Here is a 25,567-nt window from a genome sequence, read left to right on the forward strand (position 1 = left end):
CCAGCGGCGGATTGCGTCCACGTAAAAGGCCTAGCGGGTGTCGCCGCACCGCACTGCGGCCTGGATCGGTTCCTCCATCTCTTCATGCCCACGATCTTTGACTCAGTCCTTTTCGCTGGCGAGTTCGATCATGCCCTCCCACCCCGCGATGGCCAGTTCGGCGACTGCCTGTAATTCCGCTCTGTCCGCTCCGTCACGCGCCCGGATCGCCATGCCGCTCTGTATGGTCTGCAGGTAGCGCGCGAGCTTTCCGACATTGACCGAGGCAGGAAGTTCACCCTCGGCAACGGCACGTTCAAGGCGCTCGGTGAGCACGTCATACGCGCTTGTGCGAGCGGTGCGCATGAGTTCGCGCAGCTCGTCATGGCCGTCGCCTCCGACCGTACCGAGATTGACCATGCATCCACGAGGAAGGTCGCTGTCCGCCCCCGTGATCGCGGCCGCCGTGTCCACCAGATAGCAGAGCATCGCTTCGCGGACGGTCGCAGCTTCGCGAAACCGACCCAGTGTCAGGTGCTCGTAGCTTCTGGTGTAGTAGCCAAGCGCCTCTTCATAGAGAGCGTCCTTCGATCCGAAGGCGGCATAAAGACTCTTTACCCCGATTCCCAGCGCATCGGTCAGATCCGCGATCGAGGTCCCTTCATAGCCCCTTGCCCAGAACAGCTTCATCGCTGTCCCGAGCGCCGCCTCGCGATCGAAAGTGCGTGGTCGGCCGCGCTTGCGAGGCGCTGGTGTATCGGAGTGCTCGAAATCTTTTTTCATCGATCACTGCATAAACATCTTGACCGCGGATTGCAACGACGCCAGTTAATGCAGCGAACGCTGTAAAAAGGAACTTGCAATGATTGATCTATCCGGAAAGCGCGCTCTGGTGACCGGGGCATCCCGAGGAATCGGGGCCGCCATCGCGGTCGCGCTCGCGGAGAACGGTGCCGATGTGGCCATCACGTTTCAGAACTCGCCGGACCGAGCGGAAGATGTGGTGTCGAAGATCGAGAGTCTGGGGCGCAAGGCATTCGCCATCCAGGCGGACAACGGCGATCCCGTCGCTGCCGAGCGGTCGGTCGATGAGGCAGTGGCCGCGCTCGGCGGACTCGACATCCTTGTCAACAATGCCGGCATCGCGCGATACAACATGATCGCCGATTTCGAGTACGAGGACATCGACGCGATGTTCGCGGTCAATGTACGCGGCCCGATCCTCACGACCAAGGCTGCCATTCCCCATCTGCCCGCAGGGGGGCGTGTCATCAACATCGGCTCTGCCGGTGCCGATCGCATCGTCGGCACCCCCGGTACAGTCTACTACATGACCAAGTCCGCGCTCCAGTCCTTCACCCGCGGACTGGCACAGGAACTCGGTCCCCAGAACATCACGTCCAACCTCGTGCAGCCGGGCTCGACCAACACCGACATGAATCCGGCTGACGGGGAAAGCAGTGACTATCAGCGCAGCCTGATGCCGCTCGGCCGATACGGCGAGCCGGGCGATGTCGCTGCGGCAGTCGCCTTCCTGGCCAGTCCGGCCGCCAAGCACATAACCGGATCGATCGTCACCGTCGATGGCGGTCTGCTGGCCTGATCTTCGGCGCCGAAGCAGCCTGGCGATCGACTGAATACGCAGGTCGTCGGCCGCATTGCGAAGATGACATTGAACCTTGGAGTCAACGAAATGAACAAGATGAAAAGGATAGATGGAAAGCCCTTCTCCTTCCTCGGGAGAAGCCTTCTGATCGGTGCCGCATTCGCGGGTCTCATGTGTACGACCGCGGCATGCGCGCACGCCGCCACCGCCACGACGGAAAATCCCGTCACCCGATCCGCAGCGAACTCGCAAGAGCCGATCGCAGTGGTGAATCAGCTCTTCGAAGCGCTTCAAGCGGGAGAGAAACCCAAGGAACTCGCGAAGTTCTTCGACGAGAGCATCGATTGGAACATCGAGGGCGACACGGCCAATGTCCCGTGGATCGGTCGGCGTACGGGGCGTGCCGGGATCGAGGACTTCTACACGCTCATGTTCGCGAACCTGAAACTCGAGCGCTTCGAGGTGACGGACACGTTCACCAAGGGCGACAAGGTCCTCATGCTGGGCTCGCTCGATTCCCGCTACCTCGGGAACGGCGAGCTGATCACGACCGATTTCGCCTACGAGATCGTCGTCCGCGACGGGCTGATTGTGAAATATCACATGCTGGAGGATTCGTTCGGCATTTCAGAGGTCGTGCGCCGGAAATAGCATTTCGGCTCACATCTCAAATGGCTGACGGCTGTCGTTTCCGCCCGCGCTAGCGGACGAGACAGCCGTAAGTCCCACGAAATCAGGTTCCAGGACTTCGGCATGACTTATTCGCAAGCAACTCCCCGAGCGATAGGGGTCGGCATCGTCGGTGCCAGCGCAGAGCGTGGATGGGCCAAGGCTGCACACGTTCCCGCCCTCCGGACGTTGGAAGCGTTTCAGATCCGCGCCGTCAGTACGACGCGTATGGAAAGTGCGACCGCCACCGCGCAACAGCTAGGCATCGACCTTGCCTTCGATACGCATCTAGCGCTTGTGGAGAGGTCCGAGGTCGACCTCGTAGGGGTTGCCGTGAAGGTACCGGAACATCATCGCATCGTCTCCGACGCGCTATCTGCGGGAAAGATGGTCTACTGCGAATGGCCGCTCGCCCGGAATCTGGCGGAAGCCGAGAAACTGACTGCGCTCGCTCGCGAACGGGGTGCGAGAACGCTGATCGGCCTGCAGGGCGCCTTGCACCCGCCGATCCAGTTCCTCTCCGATATCGTCCGCCAAGGTCTGATCGGCAGGCCGATAAGCACCAGCATCCGGGCGCATCCGACCGAGGAGATGTGGACTGGCCGGTTCGATGCGCCGTTCGCGTTTATGGCGCGCGCCGAGCACGGGGCGACGTTTCTCAGCATCGCGCTCGGGCATGCACTCGAACCGCTTGCACGCGTTCTCGGTACCTTCGAGAGTCTGTCTGCCATCGCTGCAAATCAGCGCGGTGACGGCGTCCGCCTTTCCGACGGCGAGACGCTTGCGAAAGACGTGCCGGACGAGATCATCGTCGCCGGTCTGCTCGAAAACGGGATCGTTGCCTCCATGCACTACAGCGCCGGGCAGCCCGCCGGCCCTGCCATGGTATGGGAAATACAAGGTACCGAAGGCAGCCTCCGCATCGAGACGGCAACCGGCTATCTCCATTTCGGCGACCTCGTGATCACGGTTTGCCGGGGCCGCGACCCCATGCGCCGCTTGGCGGTGCCTCCCGCCTACTTCGCCCCTGATCGACATCTCGGTCCGGGCGCGGCGGGTGTCGCTCGGCTTTACGCGCAATTCGCCCGCGACATCGCTGACGGGTCGTCGGTAGCGCCCGACTTCTCTGTCGCGCTGGAGCGTCACCGGGTGCTCAATGCGATTACGCGATCCGCCAAGACCGGGCGTCGGCAGCACGTGTCACCCTCCGAAGCTCTCTGAGCATCCGAGATCAGGCCCTATACAGTCAATCGGCGTGCACGTGCTAGATTGGCGACGAGTTCTGGCTTGGTATGCTCGTTGAGAGCACTCATGCAGGCTGACCGGGCGCGCTCCGCCAAGCTTCGCTAAGAGGCGAAGTGTCGACTGTCTCGAAACCGATGTGATGAAGCAGGTCCACAACCAGGGCCACCGCCTTAGGATAATTGCTCGAAACAGGCACCGCTATGCGATCGGGGGCACCTGCGGGGCGCGCGCGCCGCCATGCGGGGAGTTTGGATGTGGCTGAAGGCTTGGACGACTTTGGATGAGGGCAGTAGCTCCTGCCGCAATTCATAGATCGTCTTTTCGCCTGAATCGACGCGTGGATAATTACGGTCACGCCAGACCATATAGTTGTTAGTATCGATAACGATTCCAGCGAGTTGCGGGGTGGGCATGTCGTTCGTGAGTTGAGAGGGACCGCAACCACGACGAAGTCTCCGAAGGCTGCATCGGCGGCCGTTGCGGCGCGAGCGGGCGGCCCGAACCCTCTATTGGGAGGTCTACGCCGCCGTCACCGCATTTTTAAAGCATTACCGTGCATCGGCGCGATGCACGGTAACTGCGAGGGATCATTCTCCGGCGATTGCCTCGGCGAAGGCTTCGGGAGAGGGCGTCTCCTCGAAGATCGGCGTATTCTCGTCGAGCGTGATCCAAGGCTGTGCGCGGCTCATCCAGATATGCGCCGCAGGCGTGACCTCGTTGCTTCTGTCGAGGGTGCCTACCTTCAGAACCGCCATCCCAGGTATGGCGCTGTTCGTGTTGGCGATCCGGGTGAGGCAGGCAGCGCAACCGATATGCTCGGATGGCATTGCTTCGGCGTCGGCCGGCAATCGCAACCGGACCGCCTCACCGCTGATCTTGAGCGTATCTTCCGGAACCATGGCATGAAGCAGGAATCCGCTCCCGCTCCAGGTCTGGCAGTCGAGACAGTGGCAAGCGTAGGTCAGGGGCAGCTCTTCGCTATCCAGTTCGTATCGCACTGCACCGCATCGGCAGCCTCCGGCAAATGTCATGACCTATCCTTCTTGATATTCTGTGAGGGTGGAGGGCGGAGTTAAACGAGACGCGCGCCGCCGTCGACATGAAGTGTCTCGCCGGTCATCCACCCGTGCGACATCAGGAAGGTGATGGCGGAAGCGACGTCGTCGGCAGTACCGATCCGTCCAAGCGGCAGGCTGCCTGCGAGCGCGGCGACATAGTCGTCCTTCGCCGGTCCCAGAGCTCTGTCCAGCAGAGGCGTGTCCGTCGGCCCCGGTGCGACCGCGTTGAAGCGTCGGGGCGCCAGCTCCAGCGCCATCGCGCGGGCAAGCGATTCCAAGGCAGCGCACGCAGCGGCCATGATCGCAGTGCCGTGTGCATTGGGCCGGTCGGCGAGCGCGCCTGACGTCAAGGTGATCGACGCATCGGGTGCCAAGCGATCTCCAAGGGCCCGCAGCACATGGATGGCCGCCCACAGCCGCTGATCGAACACGCCGCGAAGCGCGTCGATATCGGTCTCCAGCACGCCGCCCATGACGAAGCTGCCTGCGAGCATCACCAGATGGTCGACCTTCTCGACATCGGCCAACGCTTTGATCATTGCCTCGGGCTGGCCGACGTCGGCGGCGCGCCACCCGGCAAATCCGTGGTCGCTGGCCACCTGTCTGGCTCGCGCCTCATCGGAACCAAGAATGGTCACCTGTGCGCCTTCAGCCTGTGCCTGAAGCGCTACGCTCAGACCGATGCCCGAGGTGCCTCCGATGACCAGCACGGATCGGCCGGTCAGGGTCTGGATATTGGAATGCAGGGTCATTGTCGTTCTCCGGCTGCTCTCGCAGCAATCTGGGCTCAGTTGACCGGCCCGAGCCCGTAGCCGCCATCGGCGACGAATTCGGATCCGGTGGAAAATCCTGCTTCGTCAGATGCGACGAACAGGACATAGCGGGCGATCTCGGCCGCCGAGGCCATGCGCGGGATAGCGAAGTCGACCACGGGCACGAGCTCCTCACCCGAGCCGGGATCGTAGGCGAGAGGGGTGTCGATGATCCCGGGGTGCACGGCGTTCACCCGGATATTGTAGCGGGCGAGCTCATGGGCGGCGGTCAGCGTCACGCTGCGCAGACCCCACTTGCTTGCTCCATACGCTGCCATACCCGGCGTTACATGGAGACCAGCGATCGACGACACGTTGACGATCGATCCGCCGCCCGCGCGCCGCATGGAGGGTGCTACCGCCCGGATGCCGAGAAGCGGCCCGGTAAGGTTGGCATCCAGCACCTTGCGCCATTCTTGCAACGGTACGGCCTCGACACCACCGATCGCGATGTGCGCGGCGTTGTTGATGAGCACCGATACCGGGCCGAGCTGGTTCTCGGTCGCAGCCAAAGCATTCGCCCATGATGTTTCGTCCTCCACCTCCAATGGAACGAACAAGGCTCGGCGGCCGATCTTCTCTGCAAGCGCTCGACCTTCGGCTTCCCGTCGGGCGGCAATGGCAACACGCGCCCCTTCGGCGGCGAAGGCGTCAGCCAACGCGCGTCCCAAGCCTCCGGTCGCGCCGGTCACCAGCACGACTTGGTCCTGAAACCGGCTACGCATCGACCATCTCCTGCGTCCGCGACGAGCCGACGAGGGTCGACGACCCCTCAACGTCGAAATCGGTCGAGAGAGCGACCGCACGCTGTGCATCCAATTCGGCAATCCGGCCGGTGAGGGTCTCACGGATCATCGCATAGGCGTCGCTCCCCAAAGCCAAGCGGCGCGGGGCAGGGCGGCAATAGACCGAATCGATCATCGCCTGTGCCATTTTGCGCGGGTCGCCGGGGGTGGGAAACGCGCCTGAGGTCGCGGCACGGCGAAGCTCGCCTACCGGAGTGGCGTCGTAGACCGGCAAGGGCTTGCCCGCTGCCATGCTGCTCCCACCGAAGTTGGTTCGGGCACTGCCGGGTTCCACGATTGTGAATTCAATGCCGAAGGGCCCCACGTCCTGGGCGGTGGCCTCGATGAAGCCTTCGATGCCCCACTTGGTCGCGTGGTAGAGGCTCAGGCCAGGGAACGCCATCTGGCCACCCATCGACGAGAGCTGCAGGACACGGCCTCCGCCCTGTTCGCGCAAGTACGGCAGCGCGGCGCGAACGACGTTGATGGAGCCGATCAAGTTGGTATCGACCTGATGGCGGATCTGCGCGTCGGTGAGCTCCTCAGCCGCGCCAGCAAGACCGTAACCTGCATTGTTGACCACCACATCAATGCGGCCAAGCGCATAAAACGCAGCTCCAACGACTTGGCTGATCGCGTCGGCATCCGTCACATCGAGCGTAGCGACCCATAACTGCGAGCCGTACTTTCTCTTGAGCTCGTCCATGGCCGCGAGGTCGCGGACCGTCGCAGCGACGCGATCGCCGCGATCCAGCAGTTCTTCTGTAAGCGCCCGTCCGAATCCGGATGAGGTGCCTGTTATCAACCATGACCTGGCCATTGCTTATCTCCTTCAAGTTGGATGTCGGGCTGACTTCCGACATCCACGTTTTCAGCGAAGAAGAGGCACGCTTGTAGCGCTCGATTGCGCATGATAGTGTTGACTACATGTCCAAGCAGATGTTGCCTAAGAGTATATCTCAGCTTCTGTCATTCGTACGTATCGTCGATGCCGGCTCTTTTTCGGAAGCGGCCCGACGTACAAACACGACAACCTCGGCGATGTCGAAAGCCGTCAGCCGACTAGAAGCCGCGCACGGACTGAAACTCCTCAACCGTTCGACCCACTCGCTGTCGCTCACCCCAGAAGGCGATCGAATGTTCGAAGTCGGGAAACGATTGCAGCTCGAGGTGGAAGAAGCAGAAGCTGCGTTTGCCGACGTCGGTCATCGGGGGATTGCTGGTCAAGTGCGGATCAGCGCGGCAGGCGCGCTCTTTCGGCGCTGTCTCATGCCCAGCCTTTCCGACTTCCTCGAAGGGCATCCCGATATCGTATTGGAAGTGGAAGAGGCAGATGACTTCTCTAACATCGCACAGCGCGGCATCGATCTTGCGATCGGAACAGGCAGCGTCGCTGGACTACCTGGCCATTTCGTTCGCAAGGTAGGCACTTTTCCATGGGTCGCGTGCGCTTCTCCACGATACATAGAAAAGCATGGGGCACCCGCCACGCCGCAGGATCTTGCGCGACACGCCCTGGTAGGATTTCGCAGTCCGGCTTCGAGGCAGCTCGAAAGCTGGCATTTTCAGGATCCAGAGACCGGTGGGATCGTCCGCCACGCCCCCCGTCCGAGACACATCTTCGACGATCCCGACACAACATGGGGAATGATAACAGAAGGTCTGGGCGTCGGCTTTGGACCTGCCTTCATGGGTAGTGCCGAGTGGCGAGACGGGACTGTCGTAGAGGTGCTGAGCGAATGGCGGGCAGAGGAGGCTCCTATATACGTCGTTCGTCTAGACAAGCGGCACACGCCACAGCGGGTGACCATCGTCCAAGAATTTGTCATTAACAGGATTCGAATGTGGATAGACGGTTTTCGAGAATAGATGACGGTTGGATAATTAAATGCTTTTAGAAGTATAATTATGAAGTAGTTGAAAACACATTTTTTTCTATCAATTCGTATTTAAGACCGATATCCATCGGCGTTTGCCGGCCACTCGCAAATTACAGGTTGGTTATGGTATACCGGACACCCGAAAGCCTGTGAATAAGGCGATCAAACGGCAAAACCGGGGCCGTTTGCTGACTGTCAGCTATTGGCTAGACTTAAACAGATTCTGACGTGCGCACACACCTATCTGTACGCTCAAACTTCTCCACCTAGATCATCTATGCTTGTAAAGCTGAAGACGATTTCAGCATGCCGGATCCGATCGAGAGTGTTATCGAATCCCTCGTCGGAAGTGCCCGGCTGAATATGCTGGCGGATGGCATCATAATGTTTGCGGGCGGCAACGCGCGAAACAGAGCGTGTTAAGTGGAGGCGTACAGCCAGACTTTCAGGGCTGTCGCAGCCTTCGCGGACAATACCGCTCAGCATCGCCAAAACCGAAGGGACGGGTGTCTCGCCTTCCGCCGCGCGCAGCCGGGCCGCAAGCAGGCGTCCGGGAATGCCTGCTAGAAAGGCGAGGTCGGGCACGAGCCGCAACGCGAAATGGCGGGCATTCTTGCACTGCTTGAGATTGGTCGTGCGCCCGAGAAGTACTTTCTCGATTTCGCACAGCGGCACCCCGGACATCCATATCGGCCATAGCTTGCGTAACCAGAACAACGCATGCTTTCCGCGTGCCTCATCATCGGCCAGGCTCTTGTATGGCGTACCGAACATCTCTTCCAAGCTTTCCGGCCGAACTAGACTGAGCAACTGACTTGGATGAGCGTCGAGCCAGTCGAGCAGCGCCGTTACGACCTCCAAAGCTGTCCCTGAAAAGGCACCAGCATCGAGCCGCTCAACGATCTGCTGCAGCAAAGCGACGGAGAGCCCGGTTGCGCCAGCGACCTGCTCGATCCAGCGATCGGGTTCTGGGAGATCGAGATCGGCTCGCGCGGCGAGTGCCGACGCAACCCTGGTGCTCAGCCAATCGGCGTCGCTGGCGACAATCGCACGATAAGCGCTGAAGCTCCTGTTCAGTAACGCTGCTGCCGGATCGGGTTCCGCGCCTACGACCGCCAACGGCAGCTTGCTCAGGAGATAGGAAGACGCGGCAGTTTGAGTGATCCCGTCGTGAATGCTGTCGAGGACCGCTCTTAGCGGATCTTCGATGACAAGGCATTGGTCGGCCTGCTCGAAGATCGCCTGAAGGTCCATCCAATGGCCGTTGATCTGGTTGTTCTGATCGTCGAAATCGATGACCTTGCTCGGCACAAGAAGGACGAAACCTTGCGCACCTTCACCGGCGCGTCCCGCTCGCCCCGCAGCGTTCAGCAATTCGTGCGCCTCAAGCTTCTGCATCTTATCGGCCTGAGGGTCGAAACGGCTATCACCAGAGATAATGACGACTTCACTGGGCAGATTCATGCCTTGGGCAAGCGTCGAGGTTGCGAATAGCGTTTTGATCCCGTCAGGACGGCGAAACAGGCTTTCGTGCAGCTCGCGCTCCTCGCGCAGCAGCAGCGCATGATGGCTGGCGGTCCCCGTCCGCAGCGAGTTTCATGTAACAATAGCTGGCTCCGCCCATTTCTTCCTCGGCGAGGGTTCGCCATTTCTGCTCGTCCTCGTTGAGTGCAATCTTGGTGGCGCCTAAGCGCGCGGGGTACCTTTTGACGCAGCTCTCGCAAAAGACTGTGGTCTGCACAAACACCAATGTCTTCATGCCAGCGCTGGCCGCGGCGGCCGCGATTGCGCCGCTGGTCTCGTTACCATTGGGAGTTAGATACCAGTTGCCTCCCCTAGACCGGCCGCTCGACAGCAGCTTGCCATCGGCGAGCAATTGAAGCAGCGCATAGTCACTGCGGTCGGTGGTCGACCAAGTCTGAAGCAGACTGAACAGACCGAAGGGCTGCGCGAGCAGCGCATTCTTCACCCCGACAGGCGGCTTGTCGTGATCCGGATAGTCAATGCGCGCTTGAGCAAGGACATCTTTGAGTGCAGTGATTTGCTCAGCTGGGTAGACGACGCACCCACGTACCTGTCGTGTCGGTTTCCAGCTTAGGTCGAGCGTGAGGCATTGGCGCCCGGTCAGGAAGGCGACCCATCCAGCGATCTCCTGCGTATTTTTCATCATGGCCGAGAGGAGCAGCAGATCAGCCGAAGGCGCGACACGGGTCAGATTGAGGATCGAGAGCATCGCATCGAGGCCGCGTCGGCTGCGGTCGTCCTCTCGCGGGTGAAGCAGATGACACTCGTCGAAGACGATAAGGCCCAGATCGGTGAACGCGTCCGTATCGACCGATAATAACATGAGGCAACGCTCGGGTGTCATGACCGTGACTTCGCCTAGCACGACGACATCGCCGATACCGACATCCTCGTCTACATCGGCGAGAATGCTGTAGTCTTGGAAGGTGTTCTTGAGCGCACGCTGCGTCTGCCCGACCAGCGCATGAGTGGGTGCGAGGAAGATGACCCGCTCGCCGCGAAGCAGCGCAGTTGCGATCTTGAGCTCGGCAAGCGTCGACTTGCCGCCTCCGGTCGGAAAGCTGATCGCAGAGGAGACGCCTTGCTCAAGATAACCCTTTTCGATCGCTTCGCGGTGATTGCGCCAGAGATAAGGGCGCTGACGGGCCATGCGGCGAAGCGTTTGCCACCAGCCGTTTTCGTCAACTCCGCCTGGAGTAGGGATGCGGCTGAGCGCCGTGCCGAGTAGATCGCCCTCTAGCCCAAGCAGCAGATTGGCGAGGTGCAATGGACCTGGATAGAGGCTTAGTAGCGTCTCCTCCTCCACGCCGACACCATCGATGGGTTCGCTTGCCAAGGCCCGCACTTGCGCGAAAAGCTCGCTCGCAGGGACGACACCGCCAGCCTCGGGCAGGAGATCGACGCGCAGACGCAACTGCCGCGCGAGGTTGGTTACCCCGCGCAGAAGCAGCAATCGAAGCGCATCGAGCGCCCGCAAGGCAAGATCGTCGCCGTCGGTATCGATTTCCGGCTCATCGTTAGCGACGAGCTCGCCGAGCCGCCCTTGCGCTAAGCTTCGGATCGCAAGGAGTAGTGCTCGCTCAATCGGGCCCGCATCACCTGCAGGCACGATCCGCTTGGCGGCTTCGGAGGCATCTGCATGAGCTTCCGCCAACAGAAACAACAAGGTTGCGCAGACATCAGAACTTACCGCTGCCATGTCCACATGGCTGGTCGCTTGTGCCTTCCGTAGCGCCAGTGCGATCGCCTGATGCGCCGAGGCTGCGACGAAGGCAGCTGAAGCGCGGTTTTCGCGATCGGGCAGCAAGGCAGCATAGGCTTCGTGCGCAGCGGCGATACGGCGCAGCTCAGTCACGGTTGCGACTAGGGCTTCGTCTTCGGCGTCCGCCGGCGCGCCGCGCAGCCGAATGCGCGCTGAGACAATATCAGCAAAGGCTTCGGTTAGCAGCTTGGGGAGATTATCGAGGTCGAGCCCTTCGAGCGGCGGCGCCGCGCGGATCAACGCCGCGGTGGTCGGATCAAACATTGGCGATCGCTTTTATTTTGATGATCACGCGGGCAGAGAAGTCGGCCATCCAGTTGCGCAGTGCAGGGAGATAGATGGTGTCGGCGCGACGGCGCGCGGCTGTTCCCGGCGCGCTTTCATCAAATCCCTTGAACAGCTTGGCACGCGCCGAAACATCATTGTGCGTGTCGCCGATCGTGATGCTAACGCGATAGCGACGGGCATCATGCCAGAGCGTGTTCGCGATTGCGGAATCGAGGTCGAATTCAGGGTCGGCGGCAGCGCGCGCGTCTAGCATGCCGCTAACCTCCTGGCTTAGCTCGTTCAGCCGCTCGCCCTTTTCCAGGGCGACGATGCCCGGCCAGACATCGTCACGGATCGTGCCACGTGCGTTGTCGGTAGCCTTGTCCTCAAAGACGACAACCGCGGTAATCGCGGTACCGGCGTCGTTTAGTTCCATTTGCATGCCGTCAAACCCTTTATCGGCCTTGCGGATGTGCGGCATGCGCGTGAGCGAGGCCGACGGTTGCTGATGGGCCGCGATCCATGAGATTGCTTGGAACAGCCAACCGTCACGGTGCCAGGGATCGGCTCCCTCTGAGAGCGTCAGTTGTTTGATGGCAGCATTGGCCTGCTCGGCATTGGCGGCCGGTCCGGGTATGCCGGAGCCGTTCAAGATTTTCGCGACATGACGATATTGGCCCAACACGATGCGGGCGACGCGCTCTGCGAGCACATCCTCATCATCAACCGTCCATGCCCAGCCGTGGCAAAGTTCGCCATGGTCAATTGGGACAAGTGTCAGGGGCATAGGCGAGATCGCAACAATCGAAGAATCTTCAGCATTTCAGGTGAGCCTGTGCTCACGCGAATACTTTAGTAATGCAGTACCGAAACAAAAAGCGCAATTTTCTTTCGCGCTAAGTGAGCAATGAAAAATGACTACTTCGTTGTAGGTTTGCCTCTACCGGCCGCGACGTGGTGTCTGCTTTCCGTCGAACCGACCGCCGCAAGCTCGATATCCTCCGCTGGCAAGGCGAACTCGGACGCGTGCGCAAGATCCTCAAGCGGATAGCGAACCTCCAGTGTCCGCGCATCAATTTGAGGAAGCTGAATTTTCTCGAAGTCGAATACCTCGCGTCCGTTCAGAAACAACTTTCCTGTCGCGCGGTCAGGCCAGTGAACGCCAAACTCTACAGTTCGGAAAAAGGGATAGACCTTCAACATTTGCGGCGCACCACCAATCACTCCGCTATGAGCGCCTCGCCGATCGGAAAACTCACGGTCTCCCAGCATACTCGCGAGAGCGCTGAAAGGCTCCATGTCGAGCCGCGTCGCGTTCGCGAAATTGATATGGCGCCCGAGCTCCTCGAAGTAGTGGTGTGCGATATCACCGATCATTCCGAATTGCTTTGCCCCCTTATGTAGGCTGGCGCTTTTAGGTTTCGGAAAGGGGGAGTTGGCCGCGACGTATTGCTTCGGGCCGTTGTCAAAAACGATCTTGTTAATGATCGGTCGACCCAGACGCCACGAGAAGCACCCTATGAGAAACGTGGTCTCAAGCAGTTCGCGTTCCAAATCGACGGCATCGACATAGGATTCGAGGAATCTATTCGCCAGTCCGGCAAACCGGCGCGGAAGCTCCGAGCCATCCAATGCGCGATCAACATTTTTCTTGTAGTTTTTCACATACGAAATGAACTGATTGATGATCGGATAGGCGATCAGCGTGCTTCCGCAGAATCCGATGCCGCCGTCCTCGCGCGGCAGCGGAAATACTTTTTGGCAGACGTCGATGTTGCCACCGCCTGTGAGGCGACTATCGGAGCAAAATATGATCTCCGAATAGCTCGCGAGACGTCGTTCCCAAGCAAGCGTTATCGTCATTTGCTTCTCAATATCCCACGACGGCTATCTCGGCATATATCATCTGCGGTCACCAGCCATCCAAGATGGTAACGGACATCGCTCCGCCGCCTCCTACTTTGGTGCACGCTGTGGCACCGGCCGTCCTGGCACGTTCAATTGCCCAACTTTCCCCTGCAAGACTTCGCGGTACTAGCATTGATGCTTTGCTTGAGCCGCCCATTCGGTGCTGGGTGTAGAAGATGAGCTCAACGACTTTTTCGTCGTCGGTATCTCGCACCTCAGGATCGTCTGTAAATTCAACTTGTTCGGTCATACAGAACCTCCGTTCTCCTCGAATCTACCGAAGCATTCCGAATGATCAATGCACGAAACCATGGGCTTCACGCGACGGCCGCAGCGACTGACGCCAAGCGAACGGCAGCTTTCACGATTTCAAAGCCCCAGGCCGGACGTCCGATGTTGGGGCGCGAAGCTGCCTTCGGCAATGAGGGGAAAGGGTTGCGCGCGATGACTATTCTGTAAACGTCCCGCTAGGCGAAAATTGTAGGTACGAGAAAACACTTGAGCTTGTCGAACTACAAGCGCGTCAATTTGCCAATAAGCTTTCATCAGTATAGACAACTTCGCTTATTTAAAAGTTCATGGGGGAATAAAATGCGTATTGTATTGCGGATAATTATCGCATTTCTAGCGGCCTTCTCAAGTGCAGTCGCAGCCCAAGACGAGCCCGCCTCCAGCGTAGATGAAGCAATCCTTGAAGCCCAACAGTCCAAGGCCCGGTCCGAGGCGTCCAAAGCGCGTTACGACGCGCTGAAGGCAGAAATCGAGGCAAAGGCCGCGCTGGCCGAAGCCCGCTTCGGCTTTCTCCCTTCCTCGGGAGCTGAAGGTAAGGTCACGCTTGGCGAAGGTGCCGGGTCGAGCGAGGTGGCCATGCTGACTGCTCTAGCGCTCGATGAAGCGGCTAGGCGTATCGTCTTGGCAGCAGAGCCACCGAAAGGCACGCTCCTGATCGCTGGCGGCGAAAATTTTGACTTCGATTCTCTCACAACTTTCCGCGCCGAGACCGAAGGCGTCGAGACCGTAATGAAGGTTGCGCTGATGGAGGCCGAACTCGCTGGCTGCACCGAACCGGAGACGGGCCCAGAACTCGCGGTCGGGACCGTGGGCGCTGCGGTGTCCGCGCTGGCCGGCATGCTGCGAACCGATACCGAGCTACGTGGGGTTAAGACCGACCTTGCTAGTCAAATTCTTGTGCGCGCCGTCGCTGGGAAACAGCCCGGCTTAGTCATACCATCATACCGTCTTGTGCCTTCCCCGGCGGCCAACAATCCGGTTGTTTGCACCCTAGATCGGCTTGAAAAGGCGCAGACAAGGGCAAACGCCAAGCTTCATACGACGCCTCCTCCGAGCGGCGATGAAAAGACGCTGCTAGAAGCGGCGATCAAACGCTATGAGGCATTCATTGATGGCTGGACCAAGCCGGCTTCCGATGGTTCGGTGCGCCTGGCGGAGGCGATCGAGCAGGCCGAACTCGTGTCAGAAGGGACGCAAGTCCTCAGGGTCTATCTAGACAACCAAGGCGGAAGCCTGCTGACCCGGCGCAATTTGTGGACCGCACTCGGCGCGAAAGCTGTCGCGGTCTCGGGAGGAGTGGTGGCAAGCTTCACGCTTTACGATCCATACAAGGGAAAGGTCACGACGAGTGGGATGTTTGTTTGCGGGACGACGCTGACCGATTTCCGCAAGGTGCAAACACTCGAGGGTATAGGAGCAAGGTGCCTTCCAGAAACTGTTGAGCGGAGGCGCGAACCAGAGACATCGAACCAGAACTGAAACCTGATCGGGCGAGGAGAAAGCGCTTGGAAACCGAATTAGATGAGAACCCAGACCTGCTCGAAGAGCGGCGCGGCGAGGCCAAGAGATACAAAGTTCGGTTCTCTTCTCGAGAAGCGTTGGAAGCCTCGATGGCTATAGAGACGGTTGGTGCTTCGGTCGTTGTTGCCCTGCCCGAACGCAAGGTGCTGAGCGTTGAAGTGCCCGAGGGACATGCGCCGCTCATGGGCGAGACCTTCTCGCTTTTTATGCGGGAGTTTGATGCCGAGATAGTCGAGGATTTCCGGTACGATCTGGAAGACCTTGATTTCTTCGGCCCCATGTCTTTCGTACCGGAAGATTCCGCCGATCCCTCGCTCGATGACGTGATCGACCTGATCGGGGCGAGGAAGGCGTGGGACCAGTCCCGCGGCGGTGATGTCGTAATCGCGATTATCGACACCGGGATTGCGGGTTCGCGTCTCGAGTTCCCCACCTCCAAACGGCATCCACGCTCTTGGGCCGCCGAAGGCGAGGACCCATGGACCGACTATCTTGGGCACGGGAGCATGTGCGCTGCAATCGCGGCCGGCACGACGGCCGAAGGCGGGGTATTTGACGGGGTAGCCCCTGATGCCAAGATCTTTTCTGGACGGACGCACTTCTACGATACCGAGCTCGCCGCGATATACGACCGGCTGGCCGAGCTGGCGCGCGCCGGAGAGCGGGTGATTGCGAGCAATAGCTTTGGCCTTAAGACAGGTTCGCCACCACCCCCGCCTATGAATAGCGACTTTATTCCGGCATTGGACGACGCAATTGCGGCGGGCGTAACGGTGTGCTTCAGCGCGGGCAACTATCACGAACTCGTTGGCGGAACTCCCACGGGCCATTCTCCCACCTCGATTTGGCTGCACAAATGTCGCGATGATGTTCTTACCGTGGGAGCTGCAAAGCTTGACGGTTCAATGTGGTCATATTCGAGTCGCGGACCTGGACAGCACCATGGCCAACCGGGAATGGCCCCCAAACCAGATCTGGTAGGAATTACACCGCCCAACGGCCGCATCGTTTATGGAAACGCCGTGCGTGCCTTGCGCGATGGATGGGGTACGAGCGGCTGCTGTCCGCAAGTGGCAGGACTTGCCGCCCTCCTTATCTCGATGCGCCCGGAACTGGCTATTCCCGCGCAGAGAAATACCCTATTTGAATTGATCCGCGATACCAGCGTTACGCTCGGACACCACCGCTCATCGCAAGGGTCCGGTCGTCCTGATTGCGAGACAGCCGTCAATCGGGTATGAAAACAGCACTAGATGTCCCTATATGACTGTCCGAGGAGACCCCATATGCGGTACAAGGTCAAGGCACCGTCACTCGAGTGCTTCCGCTCCGCGGAGCGTATCGTGCGTGCCGATACTCAGGTCTTCGTGGCGCTGGCAAGTCGTAGGACCCTATCGACCGGAGACATTTCGGAACAAGCCCGTGCCAAGCTGGAAGCAATGGGCGTCGTCATCCTTCCCGAGGGGCGCTATTCCCTCGAACGCAGCACTACCGCTTTTGGATAAGCTCGTGGCTCTTCGGCTCGAAGCGGCCCGCGGTTATATTTCGAGGCGATACTGAAAACGGCCTCGCCATCGGATCGCATGGCTTAGGCTTATCATACGCCTCTTAATGTCCTTACATTCCCCTAGGCTCAGGACGGACGTGAGCGCACAGCCTCCATCAGCGCGCCTTTCATTACGATCTCGACGGTCGCGGCTCGCCTATAGAGATCTTGGACGAGATTTGCTGGATGTCCAAGTCATCGCGCGACGGTTGCTATACCAGGTTGTAGGCGGCGACTCGGCAGATAGTCAGGGCCCTACGACACAAGCAAACGGTTGGAACCACATTTTAGAGAGTGGCTGTTTTCGGGTAGATTTGGATTGGTCTCGAACGACCGGAAATGGGGCGCGAAGCTGCCGTTAGACTTTCGTCAACTCAGTCGCTGATGCTCATACAGCTGAAACGGTTTCTACCGCCTGCAGTGTTTATGGGTCCAAAATATGCGTAATTGCTTCCAAATTCACTCTATTAGGTTCCACTAAGAGGAGGGGAATGAAAAAGACGAGATTCAAAATATTTAGCGAACGATTCAATTTATAAAGAGGACGGACCAAGAAGCGCGGCCCCCTAAATATCCAGGTTCGCCACGTTCAGCGCGTTTGCCTGGATGAATTCGCGGCGGGGTTCGACCACGTCGCCCATCAGGCGGGTGAAGATTTCGTCCGTGATGTCGGCGTCTTCCACCTTCACTTGCAGCAGGGCGCGGTTTTCGGGGTCGAGCGTGGTTTCCCAGAGTTGCTCGGCATCCATTTCGCCCAGGCCCTTGAAGCGGCTGACCTTGAGGCCCTTGCGGCCTGCGGCCATCACCGCGTCGACCAGCTGGCTCGGGAGGATCAGCGTGTCGTCGCCCGCGGCGGGCGCGGTGTTCGCATTGTCCCCAGCGTCCTCACCGTCATCGACATCGTCGCTGTCGACCTGGTCTTCGGCGTCTTCCTCGGTGCCGCGCACGAGGCGCACGGGCGAGGTGTAGACCTCGGCGTTTTCCTGCGCCACGCGGTGCAGCTTGCGCGCTTCGGCGCTGTCGACGAACTTGCCCTCGATCTCGTGCACGTCGGTCACCCCGCGCCACACGCGGTGGAAGCGGACATGGCCGTCCTCGCCGATTTCGGCGGACCATTTCGCATCGGGATCGTTCATCTGCAGATGGCTCGCCGCCTTGGCGAGCGCGGCCGAACGGTCGGCGCTGTCGGGATCGAGCGCGCCCGCCACGGCCATCGCCTCGACGATGTCGGCCTTGTACTTGCGCGGTACGAAATTCATGTGGTTGCGCACGCGCAGCGCATGCTGGACCAGCGCTTCGAGATCGCCCGAGGCACGCGGCCCGCCCGCGGTTTCGAGATAGCGGCCCTGCAGGCCCGCATCGATCAGATAGCGATCGAAGGCGGGCTGGTCCTTCAGGTAAACCTCGGACTTGCCGCGCGTCACCTTATAGAGCGGCGGCTGCGCGATATAGAGATGCCCGGCCTTGACGATTTCCGGCATCTGGCGGTGGAAGAAGGTCAAGAGCAGCGTGCGGATATGCGCCCCGTCGACGTCGGCGTCGGTCATGATCACGACCTTGTGATACCTGAGCTTGTCGAGGTTGAATTCATCGCGCAGGCCGGTGCCCATCGCCTGGATCAGCGTGCCGACTTCCTTGGACGAGATGATCCGGTCGAAGCGCGCGCGCTCCACGTTCAGGATCTTGCCCTTGAGCGGAAGGATCGCCTGATACTGGCTGTCGCGCCCGTTCTTGGCCGATCCGCCTGCCGAATCACCCTCGACCAGGAAGAGTTCGGCCTTGGTCGCATCGCGTTCGCGGCAGTCGGACAGTTTGCCCGGCAGGCTGGCGACGCTCATCGCGCCCTTGCGGCTCATCTCGCGGGCGCGGCGCGCGGCTTCGCGGGCGGCGGCGGCGTCGATCACCTTCTGGATGATCTGCTTGGCGTCGTTGGGATTTTCTTCCAGCCATTCGCCCATCTTTTCGCCCATAAGCGATTCCAGCGGCTGGCGCACTTCGGAAGAAACCAGCTTGTCCTTGGTCTGCGATCCGAACTTGGGATCGGGCAGCTTCACTGAAACGATGGCGGTCAGGCCTTCGCGCATGTCCTCGCCCGACAGCGAAACCTTTTCCTTCTTCATCAGCCCCGACGAAGTGGCGTAATTGTTGAGCGTGCGCGTCAGCGCCGCGCGGAAGGCGGCCAGATGGGTGCCGCCGTCACGCTGCGGGATGTTGTTGGTGAAGCACAGCACGTTCTCGTAATAGGAATCGTTCCATTCCAGCGCGACATCGATGCCGATGCCTTCCTTCTCCGCGCTGACCGAGATCGGTTCATTGACCAGCGGCTGCTTGTTGCGGTCCAGATATTTGACGAAGGCCGCAATGCCGCCTTCGTAGAACAGATCATGCTCCAACGGTTCCTCGTGGCGCTTGTCACGCAGCAGGATGTGCACGCCCGAATTGAGGAAAGCGAGCTCGCGGTAGCGGTGCTCCAGCTTGTCGAAATCGAACTCGGTCACGTTCTTGAAGGTGTCTTCCGACGCCTTGAAGGTGACGCGCGTGCCCTTCTTCAGCCCGTCCTCGTCGCCGTTGGAGGCAACCGGCGGGGCATCGCCCACGACGCGTAAGGATTCCACTGCATCGCCATGCTCGAAGCGCATCCAGTGTTCCTTGCCGTCGCGCCAGATGGTGAGTTCGAGCCATTCGGACAGCGCGTTGACGACCGAGACGCCCACGCCGTGCAGGCCGCCCGATACCTTATAGGCATTGTCGTCGCTGGTGTTCTCGAACTTGCCGCCCGCATGCAGCTGCGTCATGATGACCTCGGCCGCCGAGACGCCTTCTTCCTTGTGCATGTCCACCGGAATGCCGCGGCCATTGTCTTCCACGCTTACCGAACCATCGGCATTGAGTTCGATCAGGACGAGGTCGCAGTGCCCGGCCAGCGCTTCGTCGATGGCATTGTCCGAAACCTCGAACACCATGTGGTGGAGGCCCGATCCGTCATCGGTATCGCCGATATACATGCCGGGGCGCTTGCGGACCGCGTCGAGGCCCTTGAGGACCTTGATGGAATCGGAATCGTAGGCGTTCTTTTTAGGGGCGGTTTCGCCGCTCTCGGGAATGTTCTCGTCCATGACCATCATATAGGCGCGAGGGGGCAAAAAACCAAAGATTTCGGCCCTGTTTTACCCACAGGTCAAAGCAGGGCCGGTTTCAGGTGATACCGGTTGATTTCACACGCTTTGGGGCGCATCTCCGCGCCCATGCTTTCGGTGCTGGATATCTTTCGCATAGGGATCGGTCCCTCCTCCTCGCATACGGTCGGGCCCATGCGCATCGCGCGGACTTTCGTGCGGGCGCTGGACAAGGCCGGCAAGCTTGACCGTGCCGCGCGCGTGGCGGTGGAACTGCAGGGCTCGCTCGCGCTGACCGGCGTGGGGCACGGCACGGTGGATGCCACCATGCTGGGGCTGATGGGCTTCGCGCCCGATCGCACCCATCCCGACGAGGCGGCCGAGGCGCTGGCGGCCCTGCGCGAGAGCAAGCGGCTGGCGCTGGGCGGCAAGCGCGACATCGCTTTCGATCCATCTACCGCGATCGATCTGGCCGGGCACATCATTCCCGATCTGCATCCCAACGGCATGCGGCTGGCCGCTTATGACGAGGCGGGCGAGAAGCTTTCGGCGCGCACCTATTATTCCACCGGCGGCGGTTTCGTGGCTTCCGAAACGCAATTGAAGCGCAAGCCCAAGGGCGACCGGATCAACACCGGCACCAGCGTGCCGCATGATTTCGGCTCGGCCGCCGAACTGCTGGCCGCCTGCAAGGAGACCGGGCTGACCATCGCCGATCTGGTGCTGGAAAACGAAGACGCCTTCCGCCCGCGCGACAAGACGATGGAGGGCATCGACCGCGTGGCGCAGGCTATGGACCAGTGCATCGAACGCGGGCTGACGCAGCGCGGCATCCTGCCCGGCGGGCTGAAGGTGGAACGCCGCGCGCCCGATCTATGGGACAAGCTGTCCGCCAATCCGCAATCGAACGAGCGCGAACAATTGTTCGACTGGCTCAATTGCTATGCCATGGCCGTGAACGAGGAAAACGCCGCCGGGGGCCGCGTGGTCACCGCGCCCACCAATGGCGCGGCGGGAATCATCCCGGCGGTCATCCGCTTCTACTGCGTGACGGCGGGCGAAGAACCCTGCCGCGACAGCCGCCGCAAATTCCTGCTGACGGCAGGCGCGATCGGCCTCCTTTATAAACAGCGCGCCAGCATCTCCGGCGCGGAGATGGGCTGCCAGGGCGAAGTGGGCGTGGCCTGTTCGATGGCGGCGGGCGGTTTGGCGGCACTCTGGGGCGCGTCACCCGTGCAGATCGCCAGCGCGGCGGAAATCGGGATGGAACACAATCTCGGCCTCACCTGCGATCCGGTGGGCGGGCTGGTGCAGGTGCCGTGCATCGAACGCAATGCCATCGGCGCGGTAAAGGCCGTCAATGCCGCGCGGCTCGCGCTGCACCGCACGGGCGCGGAAACGCTGGTCAGCCTCGATCAGGTGATCGAGACCATGCGCCAGACCGGGCTCGACATGAGCAACAAGTACAAGGAAACGAGCCAGGGCGGGCTCGCGGTGAATGTCATCGAATGCTGATGCTGCTCGCCGTGGTGCTGGTGGTCTCGGGCGCGCTGGTCGTGGGGGCCGCCTGGGGCATTTACGGCAAGCTGCCTGAAAAGCTCGAAGGCTTCCTCGTCGCGCTGGCGGGCGGGGCCTTGCTGCTGTCGGTCACCAGCGAGCTGATCCAGCCCTCGATCGACAAGAGCAGCGTGTTTCACGCCATGCTCGGCGTGGCGGCGGGGGCGATAACCTTCGCGGTCGCCGACTATCTTATCGACGAGAAATGGGGGTCCGATTCGGGCGGCGGATTGCTGGCGGCGATCACGCTTGACGGGATTCCGGAAAACCTCGCGCTGGGCGTGGCGCTGATCGGCGCGGGCGGGCTGGAAGTGGCCGCGCTGGCGGGATCGATCCTGTTGTCGAACCTGCCCGAAGCGGCTGGCGGCGCGAAGGAAATGGCCGGGGGGCGGCATTCCCGCGCCAAGGTTCTGTGGCTGTGGATCGGCACGGCGGCGATCCTGTCGCTGGCCGCGGTTGCGGGCAATCTGCTGCTGACCGGCGCGGGCGAGGGCACGCTCGCCATCATCCGCTGCGTGGCGGCAGGCGCGGTGATAGCCAGCCTGGCGACCGAGGTCTTCCCCAAGGCCTATAAGGCCGAGGCGCATTGGGCAGGCGTCGCCACCGCGCTGGGCGCGATCTTGGCCTTCACCCTGTCGAGTTTTTCGGCCTAGTCGAGCTTGCAGGACAGGCGGATGACTTCCGCCTTGCGGTCGAAGCTGAGCGAGGAACAGCGTTTCAGGCTGGCCGTGCCGATCGACAGCCGGGGCTCCGTTTTCGTCTTGCCGCCCGCCACGATGATCTCATTGGGATCGCTGGCCTCGTCGGGGATCGCGGCGGTCGAGCCGGTGTCCTGCGAGCGTACGACCACATTCGTCACCGGTAGCTCGCCGAGGGTGAAACCGTTCTGGAACACGAGGCTGCGCACGGGCCGCTCGATGCCGAATTCGATATGCAGGTCGCGGGCCTCCCCTTCCATCCGCGCACCGTAAGCCTGGGCGAGCATCGCGCCAGCGGCGGCATTGGCCATGGTTTCCTCGCGCTCGAAGGTGAAGAAGGTCGGGATGGTATCCTCCCCGATCGGCAGACGGGTGTAGAAGCCGCCGCGTTTGTGTTCGACCATCGGCAGGGTCACTTCGCGCTCGCCTTCCTGCACATCGCGCAGACGATAGGTGATGACCGGGTCGGGCAGCGATACCGGCCCCAAAATGCCGTCGCCGCGATAGCGCCAGGCTTCGGTGTCGAAGAAGAAGGCCCGGCGCTTCTGGGGCTTGCCTTCGCCGAGATCGATCCTGACCAGATTGCTCTGGGCGCGTAATTTGGTGGTCCCGATCATGCGAACGCCGGCCACCATGCTGCCTTCGAGGCCCAGCCGCTCGGCAAATGCCGCGGAGAGCACGGGATTGCCTGGGGCATCGGGTGTCACTTCGAACGCGGCTTCCTGCCCGTCGACCGTGAAGGTCATCACCGGGTCATCGGCATCGATGATGCGTTCCTGCGCCTGCGCTGTACCGGTCCACAGCAGCATGGCGGCACCCATCAGGCCAAGCCTCGATTGCGTCATTCGATTACCCCCTTGTTCAGGCGGGGTTATGGCTGGCGGCCTGTCGGCTGGATGAACGGGGTTGCCGCCGTCGCCCAGGGGGCGATCGCACGGGAATCTGGAATACTGACGGGGGGCGGGGCGCTTCCGGGCCGGTTCGGCACCGGGCAGGGGGGTGACCGGCTTAATTCCCGCCGATCAAGAGGGTGTTCGGGGCCTGTTTCGGAACACTTGAGGGGGATGCGCAGCAAAATGCGCCTCGCGCCATAGTTGCACGCAATCGAACACATGCCGCGCGGCCTTTTCGAGAAACTGCTGGTGGGCAGACTTCGCGAACCGGCGGCGCGGCATGGGTCGGAGGACGGGGCGGGCCCGTCCGAAACAATGCTGTAATCAGACGAACGCGGGCGAGAGAACGATGCTCGAGAACCCGGTCGCAAGGATGAGAAAGGCCAGGCGGCCAACTGCTGCGGTCATGATCTTTTCCTTCTTTTCTTGCGCATGCGGCGAGGCAGGTGGCCATGCGACTGCCACCCCCATTTACGGATGTACGGCAGGAGTTCGAGACGCGGCGCGGACACTTGGGGAGGGGGAGAGGAGGTGTCGGCGGCCGCGTCTCTACTCGCTGCCATATCGCCTCCGGGGGAGCGACGCCTGCACTAGGAGGAATGCAGTGTCATTCGACTGGGCCGCCGGCCCGGAGGAAGGCGACGACAGGCTCTTGGGAAGCGCTGCCGCCATCTCTTTGCCGGACGAGAAATTGCTTGGAGAGAGGTTCTCGCCCCGGCTGTGAGGCTTGTAATAATATTGCCGTTGTGTGAACTAAAGTGAGAAAAGGTCAGGAAGTGTTGCGTTTTGCGCAAGTTAATGCCGCCGCCCGCCAGCCCCAGTCTGGACAGCGCCCAAAACCCCCCGTAACCGCTCCCCATGGACGCATCCCACCACCCCGATTCCATCCTCATCGTCGACTTCGGCAGCCAGGTCACCCAGCTCATCGCGCGCCGTGTGCGCGAGGCCGGGGTGTACTCGGAAATCGCCCCTTTCTCTCAGGCGGAAGAGGCCTTCAAGCGGCTGAAACCCAAGGGTATTATCCTGTCGGGATCGCCTGCCGGGGTGCCTGACGAAGGCAGTCCGCGCGCCCCGGAACTGCTGTTCGAGGCGGGCCCGCCGATCCTCGGCATCTGCTACGGCCAACAGGTGATGACGCACCAGCTCGGCGGCGAAGTGCGCCCCGGGCATGAAACGGGTGAAGGCGGCGAATTCGGCCGCGCTTTCCTCACCGTCACCAAATCCTGCGCCCTGTTCGCCGGCCTGTGGCAGGAGGGCGAGCGCCACCAGGTCTGGATGAGCCATGGCGACAAGGTAACGCGCTTCGCCGAAGGCTTTGAAATCGTGGCAGTATCCGACGGTGCGCCCTTCGCGGTGATCGCCGATGAAAGCCGCAAGTTCTACGGTACCCAGTTCCACCCCGAAGTGGTCCACACGCCCGACGGCGCCAAGCTGATCGCCAATTTCGCGCACAAGGTCTGCGGGCTGGCCGGCGACTGGACCATGGCCGAATACCGCGCGACCAAGATCGCCGAGATCCGCGAACAGGTGGGTGACGGCAAGGTCATCTGCGGCCTGTCCGGCGGGGTCGATAGCTCGGTCGCCGCGATCCTGATCCACGAGGCGATCGGTGAACAACTGACCTGCGTTTTCGTCGACCATGGCCTGCTGCGCATGAACGAGCGCGAACAGGTCGAGACCATGTTCCGCGACCATTACAACATTCCGCTGGTGGTGGTGGATGCCGAAGAGCGCTTCATGGCGGGCCTCGCGGGCCAGACCGACCCTGAAAAGAAGCGCAAGTTCATCGGCGCGGAATTCATCAATGTGTTCGAGGAAGAGGCGAATAAGCTCGGCGGGGCAGATTTCCTCGCGCAGGGCACGCTCTATCCCGATGTGATCGAATCGGTCTCCTTCACCGGCGGCCCGAGCGTCACGATCAAGAGTCATCACAATGTCGGCGGCCTGCCCGAACGCATGAACATGCAGCTGGTGGAGCCCTTGCGCGAACTGTTCAAGGACGAAGTGCGCGAGCTGGGCCGCGAACTGGGCCTGCCCGACATCTTCGTTGGCCGTCACCCGTTCCCCGGACCCGGCCTCGCCATCCGTATCCCCGGCGAAGTCACCAAGGACCGCTGCGACATCCTGCGCAAGGCCGACGCGATCTATCTCGAAGAGATCCGCAATGCGGGCCTCTATGATGCGATCTGGCAGGCATTCGCCGTGCTGCTGCCGGTCAAGACCGTCGGCGTCATGGGTGATTACCGCACCTATGACAGCGTATGCGGATTGCGCGCGGTGACAAGCACCGATGGTATGACGGCGGATGTCTATCCTTTCGACGGCGCGTTCCTGAGCAATGTCGCGACCCGCATCGTCAACGAGGTGCAGGGCATCAACCGCGTGGTCTACGACTATACGTCGAAGCCGCCCGGCACCATCGAGTGGGAGTAATTCCGGCTTCCGCCATA

General features: G+C 61.1%; 22 protein-coding genes. 10 read left to right on the forward strand and 12 right to left on the reverse strand.

Features of this window, described 5'->3' with window-relative positions; translation table 11 throughout:
• Window positions 1-102: 102 nt before the first annotated feature.
• Window positions 103-762, reverse strand: coding sequence for a TetR/AcrR family transcriptional regulator (locus tag K3175_RS05805; RefSeq protein WP_247710753.1), 660 nt, complete (start codon window positions 760-762; stop codon window positions 103-105).
• 79 nt (window positions 763-841) lie between these two features.
• Here K3175_RS05805 and K3175_RS05810 point away from each other — a divergent pair, with 79 nt between their 5' ends.
• From K3175_RS05810 to K3175_RS05820, 3 genes are all read left to right on the forward strand, one after another.
• Window positions 842-1,582 carry an SDR family NAD(P)-dependent oxidoreductase gene (locus tag K3175_RS05810; protein ID WP_247710754.1) on the forward strand — a complete coding sequence of 247 codons (741 nt, stop codon included), beginning with the start codon at window positions 842-844 and terminating at the stop codon, window positions 1,580-1,582.
• Window positions 1,583-1,672: 90 nt separating this feature from the next.
• A complete protein-coding gene (locus K3175_RS05815) occupies window positions 1,673-2,236 on the forward strand; it encodes a nuclear transport factor 2 family protein (RefSeq protein WP_221542458.1) in 564 nt (187 codons plus the stop codon).
• A 102-nt stretch (window positions 2,237-2,338) separates the two neighbouring features.
• Complete coding sequence (locus tag K3175_RS05820) at window positions 2,339-3,475, forward strand: Gfo/Idh/MocA family protein (protein ID WP_221542459.1); 1,137 nt, start codon at window positions 2,339-2,341, stop codon at window positions 3,473-3,475.
• Between the two features lie 611 nt (window positions 3,476-4,086).
• Here K3175_RS05820 and K3175_RS05825 read toward each other — a convergent pair.
• The 4 genes from K3175_RS05825 to K3175_RS05840 are packed head-to-tail and all read right to left on the reverse strand — an operon-like array spanning window position 4,087 to window position 6,974.
• Complete coding sequence (locus K3175_RS05825; protein ID WP_221542460.1) at window positions 4,087-4,530, reverse strand: GFA family protein; 444 nt, start codon at window positions 4,528-4,530, stop codon at window positions 4,087-4,089.
• A 41-nt stretch (window positions 4,531-4,571) separates the two neighbouring features.
• Window positions 4,572-5,309: an SDR family oxidoreductase gene (locus K3175_RS05830; RefSeq protein WP_221542461.1), complete on the reverse strand. Its 738-nt coding sequence runs from the start codon at window positions 5,307-5,309 to the stop codon at window positions 4,572-4,574.
• A 35-nt stretch (window positions 5,310-5,344) separates the two neighbouring features.
• The gene (locus tag K3175_RS05835) at window positions 5,345-6,094 is read right to left on the reverse strand and encodes an SDR family NAD(P)-dependent oxidoreductase (protein ID WP_221542462.1); all 750 of its coding nucleotides are present in this window, start codon (window positions 6,092-6,094) and stop codon (window positions 5,345-5,347) included.
• Window positions 6,087-6,974: an SDR family oxidoreductase gene (locus K3175_RS05840; RefSeq protein ID WP_221542463.1), complete on the reverse strand. Its 888-nt coding sequence runs from the start codon at window positions 6,972-6,974 to the stop codon at window positions 6,087-6,089. The genes K3175_RS05835 and K3175_RS05840 overlap by 8 nt, the downstream gene beginning before the upstream one ends.
• 107 nt (window positions 6,975-7,081) lie before the next feature.
• Here K3175_RS05840 and K3175_RS05845 point away from each other — a divergent pair, with 107 nt between their 5' ends.
• The gene (locus K3175_RS05845) at window positions 7,082-8,023 is read left to right on the forward strand and encodes a LysR family transcriptional regulator (RefSeq protein ID WP_221542464.1); all 942 of its coding nucleotides are present in this window, start codon (window positions 7,082-7,084) and stop codon (window positions 8,021-8,023) included.
• A gap of 263 nt (window positions 8,024-8,286) precedes the next feature.
• Here K3175_RS05845 and K3175_RS05850 read toward each other — a convergent pair whose 3' ends face one another.
• The 5 genes from K3175_RS05850 to K3175_RS05870 form a co-directional block, all read right to left on the reverse strand.
• Entirely contained in the window at window positions 8,287-9,624 is a 1,338-nt protein-coding gene (locus tag K3175_RS05850) for a helicase-related protein (RefSeq protein WP_345719348.1), read from the reverse strand.
• Window positions 9,542-11,584, reverse strand: coding sequence for a DEAD/DEAH box helicase (locus K3175_RS05855; protein ID WP_221542466.1), 2,043 nt, complete (start codon window positions 11,582-11,584; stop codon window positions 9,542-9,544). Before K3175_RS05855 ends, K3175_RS05850 begins: the two co-directional genes overlap by 83 nt.
• On the reverse strand, window positions 11,577-12,374 hold the full coding sequence (locus K3175_RS05860; RefSeq protein ID WP_221542467.1) for a hypothetical protein: 798 nt from the start codon (window positions 12,372-12,374) through the stop codon (window positions 11,577-11,579). The genes K3175_RS05855 and K3175_RS05860 overlap by 8 nt, the downstream gene beginning before the upstream one ends.
• Window positions 12,375-12,505: 131 nt before the next feature.
• Window positions 12,506-13,450, reverse strand: a complete 945-nt coding sequence (locus K3175_RS05865) for a hypothetical protein (RefSeq protein WP_221542468.1) — start codon at window positions 13,448-13,450, stop codon at window positions 12,506-12,508.
• A gap of 49 nt (window positions 13,451-13,499) precedes the next feature.
• On the reverse strand, window positions 13,500-13,745 hold the full coding sequence (locus tag K3175_RS05870) for a hypothetical protein (protein WP_221542469.1): 246 nt from the start codon (window positions 13,743-13,745) through the stop codon (window positions 13,500-13,502).
• A 341-nt stretch (window positions 13,746-14,086) separates the two neighbouring features.
• Between K3175_RS05870 and K3175_RS05875 the strand changes: the two genes are divergently transcribed.
• Genes K3175_RS05875 through K3175_RS05885 form a run of 3 tightly spaced genes read left to right on the forward strand, consistent with a single transcriptional unit; the run spans window position 14,087 to window position 16,812 of the window.
• A complete protein-coding gene (locus K3175_RS05875; RefSeq protein WP_221542470.1) occupies window positions 14,087-15,265 on the forward strand; it encodes a hypothetical protein in 1,179 nt (392 codons plus the stop codon).
• A gap of 26 nt (window positions 15,266-15,291) precedes the next feature.
• Window positions 15,292-16,548: a S8 family peptidase gene (locus K3175_RS05880; RefSeq protein WP_221542471.1), complete on the forward strand. Its 1,257-nt coding sequence runs from the start codon at window positions 15,292-15,294 to the stop codon at window positions 16,546-16,548.
• 45 nt (window positions 16,549-16,593) lie between these two features.
• The gene (locus K3175_RS05885; RefSeq protein WP_221542472.1) at window positions 16,594-16,812 is read left to right on the forward strand and encodes a hypothetical protein; all 219 of its coding nucleotides are present in this window, start codon (window positions 16,594-16,596) and stop codon (window positions 16,810-16,812) included.
• 607 nt (window positions 16,813-17,419) lie between these two features.
• Here the strand turns inward: K3175_RS05885 and gyrB are convergent.
• On the reverse strand, window positions 17,420-19,969 hold the full coding sequence (gene gyrB, locus K3175_RS05890) for a DNA topoisomerase (ATP-hydrolyzing) subunit B (protein WP_221543127.1): 2,550 nt from the start codon (window positions 19,967-19,969) through the stop codon (window positions 17,420-17,422).
• Window positions 19,970-20,098: 129 nt separating this feature from the next.
• On the opposite strand from gyrB, the gene K3175_RS05895 reads away from it, so the two are divergent.
• Entirely contained in the window at window positions 20,099-21,484 is a 1,386-nt protein-coding gene (locus K3175_RS05895; RefSeq protein WP_221542473.1) for an L-serine ammonia-lyase, read from the forward strand.
• A complete protein-coding gene (locus tag K3175_RS05900) occupies window positions 21,478-22,179 on the forward strand; it encodes a ZIP family metal transporter (protein WP_221542474.1) in 702 nt (233 codons plus the stop codon). Before K3175_RS05895 ends, K3175_RS05900 begins: the two co-directional genes overlap by 7 nt.
• Here the strand turns inward: K3175_RS05900 and K3175_RS05905 are convergent.
• Window positions 22,176-23,069: a hypothetical protein gene (locus tag K3175_RS05905; protein WP_221542475.1), complete on the reverse strand. Its 894-nt coding sequence runs from the start codon at window positions 23,067-23,069 to the stop codon at window positions 22,176-22,178. The two genes, K3175_RS05900 and K3175_RS05905, sit on opposite strands and share 4 nt — an antisense overlap.
• Window positions 23,070-23,975: 906 nt before the next feature.
• Between K3175_RS05905 and guaA the strand changes: the two genes are divergently transcribed.
• Window positions 23,976-25,550: a glutamine-hydrolyzing GMP synthase gene (gene guaA, locus K3175_RS05910; RefSeq protein WP_221542476.1), complete on the forward strand. Its 1,575-nt coding sequence runs from the start codon at window positions 23,976-23,978 to the stop codon at window positions 25,548-25,550.
• Window positions 25,551-25,567 lie beyond the last annotated feature (17 nt).

The organism is Qipengyuania aestuarii, from assembly GCF_019711535.1.
In the GTDB taxonomy this organism is placed as follows: domain Bacteria; phylum Pseudomonadota; class Alphaproteobacteria; order Sphingomonadales; family Sphingomonadaceae; genus Qipengyuania; species Qipengyuania aestuarii.

Excerpts from the sequence above, each read along its gene's own strand:
- K3175_RS05840 (WP_221542463.1), bottom strand. The coding sequence starts at position 6,974 with ATGGCCAGGTCATGGTTGATAACAGGCACCTCATCCGGATTCGGACGG.
- K3175_RS05895 (WP_221542473.1), top strand. The coding sequence starts at position 20,099 with ATGCTTTCGGTGCTGGATATCTTTCGCATAGGGATCGGTCCCTCCTCC.
- K3175_RS05900 (WP_221542474.1), top strand. The coding sequence starts at position 21,478 with ATGCTGATGCTGCTCGCCGTGGTGCTGGTGGTCTCGGGCGCGCTGGTC.
- K3175_RS05870 (WP_221542469.1), bottom strand. The coding sequence starts at position 13,745 with ATGACCGAACAAGTTGAATTTACAGACGATCCTGAGGTGCGAGATACC.
- K3175_RS05860 (WP_221542467.1), bottom strand. The coding sequence starts at position 12,374 with ATGCCCCTGACACTTGTCCCAATTGACCATGGCGAACTTTGCCACGGC.
- K3175_RS05845 (WP_221542464.1), top strand. The coding sequence starts at position 7,082 with ATGTCCAAGCAGATGTTGCCTAAGAGTATATCTCAGCTTCTGTCATTC.
- K3175_RS05855 (WP_221542466.1), bottom strand. The coding sequence starts at position 11,584 with ATGTTTGATCCGACCACCGCGGCGTTGATCCGCGCGGCGCCGCCGCTC.
- K3175_RS05865 (WP_221542468.1), bottom strand. The coding sequence starts at position 13,450 with ATGACGATAACGCTTGCTTGGGAACGACGTCTCGCGAGCTATTCGGAG.
- K3175_RS05805 (WP_247710753.1), bottom strand. The coding sequence starts at position 762 with ATGAAAAAAGATTTCGAGCACTCCGATACACCAGCGCCTCGCAAGCGC.
- gyrB (WP_221543127.1), bottom strand. The coding sequence starts at position 19,969 with ATGGACGAGAACATTCCCGAGAGCGGCGAAACCGCCCCTAAAAAGAAC.
- K3175_RS05820 (WP_221542459.1), top strand. The coding sequence starts at position 2,339 with ATGACTTATTCGCAAGCAACTCCCCGAGCGATAGGGGTCGGCATCGTC.
- K3175_RS05825 (WP_221542460.1), bottom strand. The coding sequence starts at position 4,530 with ATGACATTTGCCGGAGGCTGCCGATGCGGTGCAGTGCGATACGAACTG.
- K3175_RS05835 (WP_221542462.1), bottom strand. The coding sequence starts at position 6,094 with ATGCGTAGCCGGTTTCAGGACCAAGTCGTGCTGGTGACCGGCGCGACC.
- K3175_RS05815 (WP_221542458.1), top strand. The coding sequence starts at position 1,673 with ATGAACAAGATGAAAAGGATAGATGGAAAGCCCTTCTCCTTCCTCGGG.
- K3175_RS05905 (WP_221542475.1), bottom strand. The coding sequence starts at position 23,069 with ATGACGCAATCGAGGCTTGGCCTGATGGGTGCCGCCATGCTGCTGTGG.
- K3175_RS05830 (WP_221542461.1), bottom strand. The coding sequence starts at position 5,309 with ATGACCCTGCATTCCAATATCCAGACCCTGACCGGCCGATCCGTGCTG.
- guaA (WP_221542476.1), top strand. The coding sequence starts at position 23,976 with ATGGACGCATCCCACCACCCCGATTCCATCCTCATCGTCGACTTCGGC.
- K3175_RS05875 (WP_221542470.1), top strand. The coding sequence starts at position 14,087 with ATGCGTATTGTATTGCGGATAATTATCGCATTTCTAGCGGCCTTCTCA.
- K3175_RS05810 (WP_247710754.1), top strand. The coding sequence starts at position 842 with ATGATTGATCTATCCGGAAAGCGCGCTCTGGTGACCGGGGCATCCCGA.
- K3175_RS05885 (WP_221542472.1), top strand. The coding sequence starts at position 16,594 with ATGCGGTACAAGGTCAAGGCACCGTCACTCGAGTGCTTCCGCTCCGCG.